The 13,090-nt window shown below is 64.4% G+C and carries 13 protein-coding genes; 1 reads left to right on the top strand and 12 read right to left on the bottom strand.

The window, feature by feature from the left end:
• Positions 1-70: 70 nt before the first annotated feature.
• From VG99_RS06850 to VG99_RS06875, 7 genes are all read right to left on the bottom strand, one after another.
• Positions 71-1,312 carry a heme biosynthesis HemY N-terminal domain-containing protein gene (locus VG99_RS06850; RefSeq protein WP_044501501.1) on the bottom strand — a complete coding sequence of 414 codons (1,242 nt, stop codon included), beginning with the start codon at positions 1,310-1,312 and terminating at the stop codon, positions 71-73.
• On the bottom strand, positions 1,305-2,312 hold the full coding sequence (locus VG99_RS06855; RefSeq protein WP_052508728.1) for a uroporphyrinogen-III C-methyltransferase: 1,008 nt from the start codon (positions 2,310-2,312) through the stop codon (positions 1,305-1,307). The genes VG99_RS06850 and VG99_RS06855 overlap by 8 nt, the downstream gene beginning before the upstream one ends.
• A gap of 16 nt (positions 2,313-2,328) precedes the next feature.
• Positions 2,329-2,481, bottom strand: a complete 153-nt coding sequence (locus VG99_RS16070; protein WP_158023888.1) for a hypothetical protein — start codon at positions 2,479-2,481, stop codon at positions 2,329-2,331.
• A gap of 10 nt (positions 2,482-2,491) precedes the next feature.
• Positions 2,492-3,253: a uroporphyrinogen-III synthase gene (locus VG99_RS06860; protein ID WP_044498996.1), complete on the bottom strand. Its 762-nt coding sequence runs from the start codon at positions 3,251-3,253 to the stop codon at positions 2,492-2,494.
• Positions 3,250-4,188: a hydroxymethylbilane synthase gene (gene hemC, locus VG99_RS06865; protein ID WP_044498998.1), complete on the bottom strand. Its 939-nt coding sequence runs from the start codon at positions 4,186-4,188 to the stop codon at positions 3,250-3,252. Before hemC ends, VG99_RS06860 begins: the two co-directional genes overlap by 4 nt.
• 79 nt (positions 4,189-4,267) lie before the next feature.
• Entirely contained in the window at positions 4,268-5,017 is a 750-nt protein-coding gene (locus VG99_RS06870) for a LytR/AlgR family response regulator transcription factor (protein ID WP_044498999.1), read from the bottom strand.
• Entirely contained in the window at positions 4,995-6,095 is a 1,101-nt protein-coding gene (locus VG99_RS06875; RefSeq protein ID WP_044499001.1) for a sensor histidine kinase, read from the bottom strand. The genes VG99_RS06870 and VG99_RS06875 overlap by 23 nt, the downstream gene beginning before the upstream one ends.
• Positions 6,096-6,189: 94 nt before the next feature.
• Between VG99_RS06875 and argH the strand changes: the two genes are divergently transcribed.
• The gene (argH, locus tag VG99_RS06880) at positions 6,190-7,584 is read left to right on the top strand and encodes an argininosuccinate lyase (RefSeq protein ID WP_044499002.1); all 1,395 of its coding nucleotides are present in this window, start codon (positions 6,190-6,192) and stop codon (positions 7,582-7,584) included.
• A gap of 60 nt (positions 7,585-7,644) precedes the next feature.
• Here argH and VG99_RS06885 read toward each other — a convergent pair whose 3' ends face one another.
• The 5 genes from VG99_RS06885 to VG99_RS06905 all read right to left on the bottom strand — a co-directional run bounded on the left by VG99_RS06885 (position 7,645) and on the right by VG99_RS06905 (position 13,073).
• Complete coding sequence (locus VG99_RS06885) at positions 7,645-9,003, bottom strand: hypothetical protein (protein WP_044499003.1); 1,359 nt, start codon at positions 9,001-9,003, stop codon at positions 7,645-7,647.
• Positions 9,004-9,102: 99 nt separating this feature from the next.
• A complete protein-coding gene (aguA, locus tag VG99_RS06890; RefSeq protein WP_044499004.1) occupies positions 9,103-10,200 on the bottom strand; it encodes an agmatine deiminase in 1,098 nt (365 codons plus the stop codon).
• 3 nt (positions 10,201-10,203) lie between these two features.
• Positions 10,204-11,082 carry an N-carbamoylputrescine amidase gene (gene aguB / locus VG99_RS06895; protein WP_044499005.1) on the bottom strand — a complete coding sequence of 293 codons (879 nt, stop codon included), beginning with the start codon at positions 11,080-11,082 and terminating at the stop codon, positions 10,204-10,206.
• A 95-nt stretch (positions 11,083-11,177) separates the two neighbouring features.
• The gene (locus VG99_RS06900; protein ID WP_204216749.1) at positions 11,178-12,050 is read right to left on the bottom strand and encodes a zinc-dependent peptidase; all 873 of its coding nucleotides are present in this window, start codon (positions 12,048-12,050) and stop codon (positions 11,178-11,180) included.
• Positions 12,051-12,179: 129 nt separating this feature from the next.
• Positions 12,180-13,073 carry an MBL fold metallo-hydrolase gene (locus tag VG99_RS06905; RefSeq protein WP_044499006.1) on the bottom strand — a complete coding sequence of 298 codons (894 nt, stop codon included), beginning with the start codon at positions 13,071-13,073 and terminating at the stop codon, positions 12,180-12,182.
• Positions 13,074-13,090: the final 17 nt, after the last annotated feature.

A 13,090-nucleotide genomic window follows, 5' to 3' on the forward strand; every position in this document is an offset into this window, starting at 1 on the left:
CCAATGGGCCCGCCGACAGAGTTACTGTCGAGCTGGTGCTCGACAATCCCAGGAGTGCACCACTGCCGGGTTATAGCAAGTTCTTTCCTGGCTGCGGCAGTTCCGGCAGATCATTCACCATCAAGGCAAAGCCCTGGCGCAGCATCTTCTGGCTGGCCTGGTGCTCGCCCATATGCTCGAGCAGTCTGACCAGTTCAGCGCAGGTCTGGATATCCCGGCGGCTGGCGAAGCTGGCTTCCAGGTATTCCCGCGCCTTGCCCCACAGGCTGTTGCGCAGGGCCAGCCGGCCCAGCGCCAGCAGCAGCGTGGCGTCATGGGGGTGCTCGGGCAGCCACTGCTCGGCGGTGGCCAGTTGCCGGGCCGGATCGGCGCCCCGTACCAGCCCGTAGATATGCACCAGCCGGTCGTGGTAACCATGCTGCAGTGCTTCGCGCAGGGTCTTCTCCGCGTGTACCTCGGCGCCCGAGGCGCGCAGCTGCAGACAATAGACCTCGAGCAGCGTTACGTCCTGGCGGTGCGGCTTGGGCAGGCGATCCCACACCTGGCTGACCGGGTTGGCCTCGCCGGGGGGCAGCCGCTCGCCACGCTGGCCGGCCTGGGTCAGCAACGCCAGATAGACCTGCCGCTCCAGCGCCACCTGGTCCGCCTCGCTGTATAGATGATTGCGCCGCAGCTCCGGCAGCAACTGCTCCAGCCGTTCCCAATCCTCCAGCCGCAGGTAGAGCTGACCCATCAACTTCAGGGCATACAGGTGCTTGGGGTGATCCTTGCGCACCCGGGTCAGGGTCGCCAGCGCCTGCTCCAGCTGTCCGCGGGCAATCTGCAGCTGGGCCTGGGTCACGGCGATGGCGACATCGGCGTTGGGGGTGGTTTCGTGGGCCTGGCGCAGGAGATCGTCGGCTTCGCGGTAATCCTCCAGCTCGTGGGCGGCGCGGGCCGCGGCCAGGTAATTGATCAGCGGTTGCTCGGCGTGGGGCGCTGCGCGGCGCAGCAGGCGCAGGCTATTGGACCAGTGGCCTTCGGCAAACTCCAGCAGGCCCCGGGTGGTGACCTGGTTGGCACGGCGGCCACGGTTGCGGCGGGACCAGGGATTGACCCGGCGACTGGAGAAGTTGATCAGCCGCACTATCGCCCGCAGCAGCGCCAACAGCAGCCACAGGGCGAGCAGAAAGGCCAGTCCCACCCAGATGCTGGTCTCGATCGACATGTTGCGCCAGGCGATCAGCAGGTAGCCCGGATCCTCGGCGACCGCCATGCCCAGCAGGGCCGCGGCCAGCAGGACCACCAGTACCGCAATGTAGCTTTTACTCATCGGCATTCTCCCCACTGCTGGCGGGGGTCTTGCGGCTCTGGATGTAGGCCGCCAGGGTCTGCTGCAGCGGCGACATGTCCGGCGTGGTGATGGTGATGCGCTGCTCGGCCAGCTGTTTCAGCCGGTTGCCCATGGCCTGGACCTGCGGGTTATCCACCTCGAAGAACTGCTCCAGCATCGCGCCGGCCCGCTCCAGGCTGTCGCGATAGATATCGCCTTCACCACGCAGCACTGCCCACTGGGCCTGCTCCAGGGTCAGCTGCAGGGTGCGGCGGATGCGCTGCATTTCCGCTTCGTCCAGCAAGGGGGTGATGACCTTGCCACGCTGGAAATCGACGCGCACATAGCGCTCCAGACGCATCAGCAAACGCTCACCACGGGTGCGCCGGGCCAGGCGGTCTTCGAACTCCTCTTCGGGGGTGACCTCGTTCGGATCGAATACCGGCACCGGCAGGGCGGTCAGGTTGGCGACCTGGTCATGCAGGGCGGCAAGCCGCAGGTAGAGCCCGGAGCGGTCCACTATTGGCTGGGCCTCGAGCTCACTCTGGTAGCGCGCCAGTTGTTCGCGCACGGCGAACACTCCGCTGTCGGGCTGGGCCTGCAGGATATGGTCGACCGCGTCGAGCAACTCCTGGGCCGAGGCCACATCCTGGGCGGCGATCAGCCGCAGGGACGCCAGGCGCAGGAGGTATTCGGCCTCGGCCAGCTTCCAGTCGGCCCGCGCATCCCCCTGCAGCGTTTCCAGGCGCTGGCTCAGCGCCTGCTGGCTGCGTTGCAGATCGGCCGTCAGGCGCTGCAACTGCTGCCACTCATCCTCGGTCGGTAGCCCAGCCAGTCGCTGTTCAGCGCTGCGCTGCTCCTGGCGCTGGGCGTTGCGCAGCTCGGTCAACTGGTTGTCCAGTTGCAGCTGCCGCGCCTCGGCCTCTTGTTGACTCTGGGACCATTGCCAACCAGACAACCCCAGGGCAGCAAGACCCACCAGCAGGGCCAGCAGGGCCACGCCGCGGCCCCCGCCGCTACCCGAACTGCGCGGCGATGGTTTCTTGCCCCGCGGCGGGCTTGTCCGGGCCGGCGGACGCACCGCCGGAGGAGGGGCTCGCCAAGGGCGGGGTGGTGCTATCGGTGGCGGGCGCGTCGGCACCCTGATTATTGTCTTTAGTCGGTTCCACGCGTTTCCCCTTATGGCGTGAGCGGATGCGCCATCACGGCAGCCAGTACACTGTCATCATCCGCTCCCTGGCAGGCTATGACATCAGTACAGCCCAGTTCCCTGGCCAGTTCGGCCACCCGCATTCCGGGTACCCAGCAGCGCCAGTGGCGCTGCTGCTCCCATGTTGTTCCAGCCGCACGCTGCCAATGTTGCAGCGCCTGACCGCTGAGTATCACGATGGCCCCGGCGCCCTGCTCGGCCGCCGCGGCCAGATCCTGCGCCAGCGTCGCCGGCATGTTGCGCTGATAGAGCTCCAACAGATCCACCTGCCCCCCGGCCGCGCGAACGGTCGAAGCGAGGTGATCCCGCCCCCCAACCCCGCGCCAGATCAGCACACGCAGATCCGGCTGCGCCAGCAGTCGCTGCCAAGCAGGCAGGCGCAGCAGGGCTTCGCTGTCCTGGCCGTCCACCGGAATCTGCACCGGCAGGCCATAGTCCTCCAGCACCGCTGCCGTACCTGCGCCCACGGCAAACCATTCGATGCCGACCGGCGCCTGCGGCCAGAGGGCGTCCAGCCGCTCAAGGCCCAACCGCGCGGCAATCGGGCTGACCACCATCACCGCGTGATAGCGATCCAGGTCCAGCATCAGGCTGCGTTGGGCCCCGGTCTCCGGCTGCGGATCGATCTGCAGCAGTGGCAGGCTGAGTGCTCGGATGCCCTGCGCCTGCAGCCGCTCGGCCAGACGCTGGTTGTCAGCGTCCGAACGGGTCAGCAGTACGGCCGTGCTCACTTGCCTTCGGCTTCCCGATAGACCGCATCGAGGATCTCCTGCGCGCCCTGGCGCAGCAGGTCTTCGGCGACCGCCACGCCCAGCTTTTCCGGCTCGGACTCAGGGCCGCGGGCCTCGGCGGTGAGCAGCCGTTGGCCGTCCGGATCACCCACCAGCCCCCGCAACCAGATCTCCCCTTCGGCACGCTCGGCGTAACAGGCAATCGGTACCTGGCAGCCGCCGTTGAGGTGGCTGTTCAGCGCGCGCTCGGCGCGCACCCGCAGGGCGCTGTCCAGATCGTTCATGGGTTCCAGCAGGGCGTGCAATTCGGTGTCGTCGCTGCGGCATTCAATGCCGACGGCGCCCTGCCCACCGGCGGGCAGGCTCAGTTCCGGGGGAATGCAGCTGCGGATGCGCTCGTCGAAGCCCAGGCGCTTGAGCCCGGCCGCGGCGAGGATGATGGCGTCGTATTCACCAGCATCGAGTTTCGCCAGCCGGGTGTTGACGTTGCCGCGCAGGAAGCGGATCTGCAGATCCGGGCGCCGGGCCATCAACTGGGCCTGACGGCGGAGGCTGGAGGTGCCAACCACGCTGCCCTGGGGCAGCGCATCAATGGATTCGTAGCTATTGGAAACGAAGGCATCGCGCGGGTCTTCCCGCTCGCAAATAACGTACAGCCCAAGCCCCTCGGGGAACTGCATGGGCACATCCTTCATGGAGTGCACGGCCAGATCGGCTTCATCGGCCAGCAAGGCCGCTTCCAGTTCCTTGACGAACAGGCCCTTGCCGCCGATCTTCGCCAACGGCGAGTCGAGCAATTTATCGCCGCGGCTGACCATGGGCACCAGGCTGACGGTCAGCCCCGGGTGCAGCTGTTCAAGACGCGCTTTAACGTATTCGGCCTGCCACAGGGCCAATGCGCTCTTGCGGGTGGCAATTCGCAGATGTCGACTCATGGGATTCTCGTCCTGTACCAACGGGCATGATACGCGATGCCCCGTCCATCATCCACGTGGGACGGTGACGCAGCTCCCCTTACAACTCTTCCATCAGCTTGCGCAGCCCGGGCACATGGCGGCGACTGACCGTCAGGGTCTCATCCGGCAAGCCCTTGAGCTGCAGATGAAAATGGCCCATGGAGCTGCGCTGCAGCCGGCCGATGCGATTGCGCGCCACCAGCGCATTGCGGTGAATCCGCACGAAATGCTCACCGAATTCGTCTTCCAGCGCCTTGAGCGGCTCATCCAACAGCAACTCGCCTTCGCTGTGGCGCAGGGTCACATATTTGTGGTCGGCCACGAAGTACAGCACATCCTCGATCGGCACCAGCTCCACGCCCTTGCGGGTGCGCGCGCTGATATGGCTGCGCGCCTGCTGGGTTTCACTGGCGATGCCGGCCCTGCCCAGACTGGCCAGTTGCAGGCGGTTGAGCTTCTGTGCCTTGCCCAGGGCCTCGGCCAGGTCTTCGCTGCGCACGGGTTTGAGCAGATAGCCAACCGCGCTGACCGCGAAGGCTTCCAGGGCATATTCACCGTGGGCGGTGCAGAACACCACGGCGGGGGAGTCCGGCAGCTCGCATAGCCGCGCCGCTGCCTGCAGGCCGTCCATGCCCGGCATGCGGATATCCAACAGGACAATGTCAGGGTGCAATTTCTCCACCAGATCCAGCACCTCGTGCCCATTGGCAGCCATGTCCGGCAGAGCGGTGTATCCCGCCAGAGCCGAAACCTGTCTGGCCAGGCGCTCTCGGGCAAGAGGTTCATCATCGGCGATAAGTACTTTCATGCCTGAATGACTTCCTGTGCGTTGAAGGTTGCTTATAAGGATAGACCAGCTTGCTGAAGTAGCGCGGTCCATCCTGCCATGCCTCCACCCTGGCAGCGGGCCCGAACAGGGCGGCGAGGCGCGCCCGGATATTGTTCAGCGCCATGCTGGCTCCGCGGTGCTCTGACTGTTGTGGACAGCTGTTAGACACCACCAGTTCAACGCAGCCCTCACGGTAGCGCCCCGTAACGCTGACGTCTCCACCATCAATGCTTGGTTGCAGCCCATGGAGAATGGCGTTTTCCAGCAGTGGCTGCAGTGTCAGCAGAGGCATCGGCAGGTTGTCCGGCAACCCACCGACGTCCCAGGTGACCCGCAAACGATCCCCCAGGCGATACTGCTCGATGCGCAGATACCCGCGGCACAATCGATATTCCTCGGCCCAGGTGGCCAGGGCGTCGGTCTCGGTGAGATTGGCGCGGAACAGGTCGGACAGGTCCAGCACCGCAGTTTCGGCCTTGTCAGGGTGAGTGGCGATCAGGCTGACGATGCTGTTGAGGCTGTTGAACAGAAAATGCGGGCGGATGCGTGATTGCAGCGACTGCAGCCGCGCCTGGAGAGCGGCCTGGTTGTGCAGTTGCCACTGCTGCTGCAGGTAGAAATAGCGCAATAGCAGGCTGGTCATGATCAGGGCGATCAAGCCGTGGCGCAGCAACTGATTGCCGTTCACCGGCGGCGCGCCGGCCAGCCCCTGGTAGAGCACCCAGTCGGCAGCCACGGTGAACAGCAGGGCGAGCCCGACTACCACGGCGTAGCAGCAGCCGATCGCCAGCCCCAGCGGGCGGCGGCGCATCCATCCACGCAAACGGCACAGCAAGGCGGCTGACAACAGCACTATCCACTGCACGAACAGCGACGCCATCGCCAGTTGCAGCCAATCGAAGCCGCCAGTGACCGGCTGCGCCAGCACCCACACCAGCACCATGAGCTCGGCCAGTACCACCAGGGTGAAGACCGCAACGGACGAACACAGGTCCGGGAGAAAGAAATCCTCCCCCGCCTGGGGCTTGCTCAACAATGACCAGAATCCATTCTTCATCCGCGCAGTGTCCGCCAGCCGGGCGCCATCAGGCAAGTGTGAAAATGCTATGCTATGCCCCTTTTACCACCATTGCAGCGGACCGATCCGACACATGAGCCAAGATCAGACTACCAACCAATCCTGGGGTGGCCGTTTCAGCGAACCGGTAGACGCCTTTGTCGCCCGTTTCACTGCCTCGGTCGATTTCGACAAGCGCCTGTACAAGCATGACATCCAGGGCTCCATCGCCCACGCCACCATGCTGGCGAAGGTCGGCGTGCTCAGCGAAGCCGAGCGCGACAGCATCATCGACGGCTTGCAGGCGATTCAGGGTGAGATCGAGGCTGGCCAGTTCGATTGGCGGGTGGATCTGGAAGATGTGCACATGAACATCGAAGCGCGCCTGACCGAGCGCGTCGGCATCACCGGCAAGAAGTTGCACACCGGCCGTTCGCGCAACGACCAGGTGGCTACCGATATCCGCCTGTGGCTGCGCGAAGAGATCGACGTCATCGTCACGGAGCTGGAACGCCTGCAGCAGGGGCTGCTGGACCAGGCAGAAAAGCACGCCGAGGTCATCATGCCCGGTTTCACCCACCTGCAGACCGCCCAGCCAGTCACCTTTGGCCACCATTTGCTGGCCTGGTTCGAGATGCTCTGCCGCGACCGTGAGCGCCTGCTGGATTGCCGCAAGCGGGTCAACCGCATGCCGCTGGGCAGCGCCGCCCTGGCCGGCACTACCTACCCCATCGACCGCCAGCTGACCTGCGAGCTGCTGGGCTTTGAGGCGGTCTCCGGCAACTCGCTGGACGGTGTTTCCGACCGCGACTTCGCCATCGAATTCTGCGCCGCCGCCGCCCTGGCGATGATGCACCTGTCGCGCTTCTCCGAGGAGCTGGTGCTGTGGACCAGCGCGCAGTTCAACTTCATCGAGCTGCCCGACCGCTTCTGCACCGGCTCCTCGATCATGCCGCAGAAGAAGAACCCCGACGTACCCGAGCTGGTACGCGGCAAATCCGGCCGCGTCTACGGCCACCTGATGGGCCTGCTGACCCTGATGAAGAGCCAGCCGCTGGCCTACAACAAGGACAACCAGGAAGACAAGGAACCGCTGTTCGACGCCGCCGACACCCTGCGCGACAGCCTGCGCGCCTTTGCTGACATGATCCCGGCGATCCAGCCGCGGGTCGAGGTGATGCGCGAAGCCGCCCGCCGCGGCTTCTCCACCGCCACTGACCTCGCCGATTACCTGGTACGCAAGGGCCTGCCCTTCCGCGACTGCCATGAAATCGTCGGCCATGCAGTGAAATACGGTGTGGACAGCGGTAAGGATCTGGCTGAGATGAGCCTGGACGAGCTGCGCCGCTTCAGCGACCAGATCGACCAGGATGTCTTCGAGGTGCTGACCCTGGAAGGTTCGGTGAACGCCCGCGACCACATCGGCGGCACCGCACCGGCCCAGGTCAAGGCTGCCGTCCAGCGTGGGCGGGAGCTGCTGGGCCAGTAATTTAACCCAGCTTGCTGCAGTTACCCTGTGCCGGCTCACCGAGCAGGCACAGGGTCGGGGTCACAGCGGTGCGCTGACCGACAGGACGAAACCGCCCTGCCCTTCATCGCCATAGCTGCCGTTGACCAGCTCGTACTCCCCAGCTTCGAGATAAAGCTCGAGCATGGCATTGCTGCCACCGGCACTGTCGTCATCCTCTTCATTCAAACCCTGGCCCTGCAGTTGCAGCATGGCATCGAACTCCGATGAGCGCAGGGTCACCCGATACAATCCGGCTTCGGCGATCCGCAGGCGACTGATATGGGGCTCGCCAGCAGCGAGGCGCCCGATCCGGGTCTCCGTCGGCGCGATACCATCTCCCAGCACGGCGACCGCGGTGATGTCGCCCCGCAGCGTGAAGACCCCTTCCTGATTATTCAGCTGGGACGCCTTGACCCGGTAGGTACCCGGCTCGACTACGGCGCTGATCAGCGCGTCATGATCGCCGCCGCTGTCGTCGTCGCGCACAGCCACACCGGGGCCGTGCAGTTCGAGCATGCTGTCCATATCCTGCGAACGCATGCTCAGCTCCAGCAACCCGGACTCTTCGACCACCAGCCGATAGGTCTGGGCCGACCCTGCCAGCAGGCCGGTATATTCCTTGCCCACCTCCAAGCGTGCACCTTCGCTCAGATCAATGCCCTCGGGCATCTCGCGTTGGGTGACGATCAGGTTGTAAACACCCTCTTCACCCCCCTCAATGCCCTCAGCACTCAACTGGTAATCCCCTGCTTCCAGGCTGGTGAACAGACGGGAATCGGTATTACCGGCGCCATCGTCGTCGTTCAGGTTGATGCCCTTGCCGCGCAACTTCAGTACGGTATCGAATTCATCCGAGCGCAGCAGAACTTCATAGAGCCCCCTGTCGGCGATCTTCAGCGTGTAGCGGTTGCCGGCGCGGTTGCCGTCCGCCTGCAGGCGGCCAAGAATATCCGCACCCGGCTGCAGCTCACCTTCATTGGTGGTCTCGGCGGTATTGACCTCAAGCTGAAACGGCCCGAAATCCTTGGCGTTGTTGCCGCTGACAGCCAGCCGATAGACGCCGTCCTGCTCTGGCTGGATATAGAGTTTCTCGGCCCGCGGCCCGCCCACCGGGCGATTGTCCTCGGTCAGCAGCAACAGCAGGGGCTGCTGCAGCGCACCACTGCTGGTGACGCGGTAGAAGGTATCGGCCTGCAACTGCAACGCGAAGCTCTGGGTACGGGAGCCGTCATTCAGGTTGACGGCGCTCTGACTGGTCAGCTCACCGGTCAGCGTGGCCGGCATGGTGGTAACCACAGCCGCTGCCGGGGCGGCAGCCTGGTGGGGTTCATTACAACCGGAAAGCAGGATCGCAAACCCTGCCAATGGCAGGGCGACAGCACGAAGTGCGAAGCGCATGGAGTGTCCTTATTATGGGCTCAAGGCAAAACCGACCGGCAAGGCCGACCAGGGCAATGAACTATAATACGAACCGTTATTCGTCGGCAGCCGTTTCGCTTAAACCGCCGGCTGCTGCTGGGTGATGCAGTGAATATTCCCGCCCCCCAGCAAAATCTCCCGCCCCGGCACCATCACGACCCGGCGCTCGGGAAACAGCTGCTCCAGGATCGCCTGGGCCTCGGCGTCCTGCGGCTCATCAAAACTCGGCGCGATAATGCCGCCATTGACGATAAGGAAATTCACGTAGGAGCCGGCCAGGCGAATGGCGGGATCGCGCGGCTGGCTGCCAGCGACCTGCTCGACGCCCGCACACTCCGCCTCGGTGGCATGGATCGGCCCCGGAATGGGCATCCGATGCACGACCAGTTCGCGCCCCTGGGCGTCCCGGGTCGTTTCCAGCACCCGCAACGCGGCCTGGCAGCGCGCATGATTGGGGTCACTGTCATCATCGGTCCAGGCCAGCAGCACTTCGCCGGGCCGCACGAAGCAGCAGAAGTTGTCCACGTGCCCATCGGTCTCGTCGTTGTACAACCCCTCGGGCAGCCAGATGATGCTGTCGACCCCCAGATACTCGCGCAACATCTGCTCGATCTCGTGGCGCTGCAGATGCGGGTTGCGATTGGAGTTGAGCAGGCATTCCTCGGTGGTGATCAGCGTGCCTTCCCCATCCACATGAATCGCCCCGCCCTCCAGCACAAAGCCCTCGGTACGGTAACGCGGGCAGCGCTCCAGCCCGAGGATCTTGTCTGCCACCTGATCGTCCCGATCCCACGGGGAATACAGCCCCCCGTCAAGGCCACCCCAGGCATTGAAGGTCCAATCGACCCCGCGCAGCCCGCCCTGGCCGTTGGTAACGAAGGTCGGGCCGGTATCGCGCACCCAGGCATCGTCACTGCTTAGCTCCACCACGCGGATAGCCGGATGGTCCAGCAACTGGTTGGCCCGGGCATACTGCGCCGCTGATACCCCGACCGTCACCGGCTCGAAACTGGCGATTGCCTTCGCCACCTCGGCAAAGGCGGCCTGGGCCGGCTCGCCGGCCAGACGCCAGTTGTCCGGACGCTCCGGCCAGATCATCCAGGTCTGGCTGTGGGGTGCCCACTCGGCGGGCATGGCATAACCGTCGGCGCGGGGCGTACTGTGCAAGGTGTACATGAATCAGGACTCCAGCGAACCATCCAGGGTTTTCAGCGGCCCGTACAGGTTCGGTCGGCGATCGCGGAACACGCCCCAGGCGGAGCGGATATGCTCCAGCTGGTCGAGGTCGAACTGCTGCACCAGCACCGTCTCGTCCCGGTCGTTGGCTTCCTGCACTTTGGCGCCGAACTGGTCGGCAATGAAGGATGCACCGTAGAAAGTGATGTCGTAACCGTCCTGCTCCTCCAGCCCGACCCGGTTGCTGGCCACCAGCGGCATCAGGTTGGCGCCGGCATGGCCCTGCTGCACGCGCTGCCAGTGATCCTTGGAGGTGATCGACGCATCATGCGGCTCCGTGCCGATGGCCGTAGGGTAGAACAGGATCTCCGCGCCCTGCAGCGCCATGGCCCGGGCGGTTTCCGGAAACCACTGGTCCCAGCAGATACCCACGCCGATGGTGGCGTAGCGGGTCTTCCATACCTTGAAGCCGGTGTCACCAGGGTTGAAGTAGTACTTCTCGTGGTAACCGGGGCCATCAGGAATGTGGCTCTTGCGGTACACACCCAGATTGCGACCATCGGCGTCGATAATGGCAATACTGTTGAAGCGTGCCCGACCGCTCAGCTCGAAGAAACTGATCGGCAGCACGACCTCCAACTCCTTGGCCAGCTTGCTGAAATGGGCGATGGCCGGGTTCTCTTCGACCGTGGTCGCCATCTGCAGGTATTCGGGATTGGGCTTCTGGCAGAAATACGGCGTCTCGAACAACTCCTGGATAAGGATGATCTGCGCCCCCTTGGCAGCAGCCTGACGCACCAGCTGTTCGGCTTTGGCGATATTGGCCTGGCGATCCCAGCTACAGCTCATCTGGGTGGCGGCGACGGTAACGAGGCGGGGCATGGCATTCTCCGGCAGAGTGGACATGGGCTACAGCATAACCCATGACCACGCCGAGGACAGGAAGTGGCGCCGGAATGACCCGCCGCCACGTCCCTTTACTCTGGAAACGCTTCATCCAGGCCGGTCTCCACCGCCGGCTGGGGTGTGATGCGCAAGTAGGTGCCATTTTCTGACGTTAGCGGCTCCTGCCGGTAGAAGGCAGCCAGGTGTCGATACACCGCCGGCCAGGCGGCATGCAGCGGTTCGGGCTGTTCGAAGAAGGTCTCCGACAACACCGCAAAGAATTCCGCCGGGTCCTCCAGGGCATACTCGTCCACCGGCAACGGCTCGTCGTTATCGGCACGGCGCGCCAGGTCGTTCCAGGCGGCGGCAAAGTCCCGTTGCCAGGCTGCCGGGTCCATGCCTGCATGCAGGGGTGGCGCGCCATTGGCGCTGGCGTCGCGCATGTCCAGGGTGTGGGCCAGTTCGTGAATCACCACATTGTAACCATCACCCTGCCCCGAATGACGCACGTCTTCCAGGGACAGCACCACCGGCCCGCGCTCCCAGGCCTCACCGCTGCGCTCGCTGGTTTCCGCATGGACGATGCCGAATTCGTCTTCCCAGCTGTGCTCGGCAACGAAGGGGCCTTCGTACAGGATCAGCGTCTGCCAACGGTCGTACCAGTCCAGCCCCAGCTCCAGTACCGGGACGACGGCCATCCCCGCGATGCGCAGGCGCAGGTTGTCGTCCAGTTCCGCGCCGTTGACCGGCACCAGGTGCTTGCGCAGCAGCAGGCGCAGCGCCAGCTCCTGGATCCGGCCTTGCTGCGCTGGTGAGTAGCGCTGGTAGACCGCCCAGTCGCCCAGCGCCTGTTGCCACTGCGCGGCGCTGACCGTCAGTCGACGTAACTGGCGATCTTCGCGCCAATGACGCAGACGCTGCCACCAGCCCGAACCTGACCGCGGGATGAGAGGTGCCTTGGAAATGTCGGTTCTCCTGTGATGTTACGGCATCACCATAGCATGCCTCCCGGCAACCGGGTGCCAGCGGAGCCCAGGCACAAAAAGCCCGGCTGCGTTGGGCAGCAGCCGGGCTTGACCTTGGCTTTTTCAGCCTCAGAAATTGAGCGTCGCGCCATCTTCGGGGATTTCAACCCGATCCGCGATACCCTTCTGCTGCACGTAGTCCTTCAGCTCTTCGCGGGTCAGCGCCATGTGGTTGATGGCATCCATGTGCGTGGCAACGATGGTGGCATCCGGCACCGTCCTGGCCGCCCGCAGCACATCCTCCTTGCCCATGATGATCGAGCCATCAAAACCGTCCATCACCGCATAGCCGGCGTTGATCAGGACGATCTGCGGGGCATAGTCTGCCAGCGCCATATCGACTTCATCGCGCCAGATGGTGTCGCCTACCAGGTACAGCGTGTCATGGCCTGGTGACTGGAATACCACCCCCATGGCCTCGCCCAGGGCCGTAGCCACTTCCGCCACGGCATACATTTCGTCAGTGCCGTGCTGGCCGCCGATCTGGCTCAGGGTCACCCCCTGGAACTCGGCCTTGGAAAGGACGCGCACGTTGGTAAAGCCCTGCCCGCGGATCATCAGCGCATCAGCCAGGTTCTGCACGAACAGCGGAATGTCCTTTGGCAGCAACTGCTGGGCAGCGTCATCCCAATGATCGAGGTGGGTATGGGTAACGATCACCGCATCGACGCCGGCAATAACTTCCTTCGCGGACATGGGCAGATCTACCAGCGGGTTGCGCAGGCCACTGCGATAGGTGCCTTCAAACCCTGGGTAGCTGCCTTTTTCCGACAGCATGGGGTCGATGAGAAAGGTGGTGTCGCCGTAGGTGATCTTTACCGTGGCATTACGGATCTGCTGCAGTTGCACGGCTTCGGCGTCGGCTGTAGCAGGTGCGCTTGCCGGTTGCGCCTGGGCAAATGCGGCAGCGACGCCCAGGCTCAGGGCCACAGCAAGCGAGCTGGCAAGGGTTTTGATGGTCATGTGTTTCTCCAGGGAAC

Source organism: Pseudomonas saudimassiliensis (genome assembly GCF_000939975.1).
Taxonomy (GTDB): Bacteria; Pseudomonadota; Gammaproteobacteria; order Pseudomonadales; family Pseudomonadaceae; genus Halopseudomonas; species Halopseudomonas saudimassiliensis.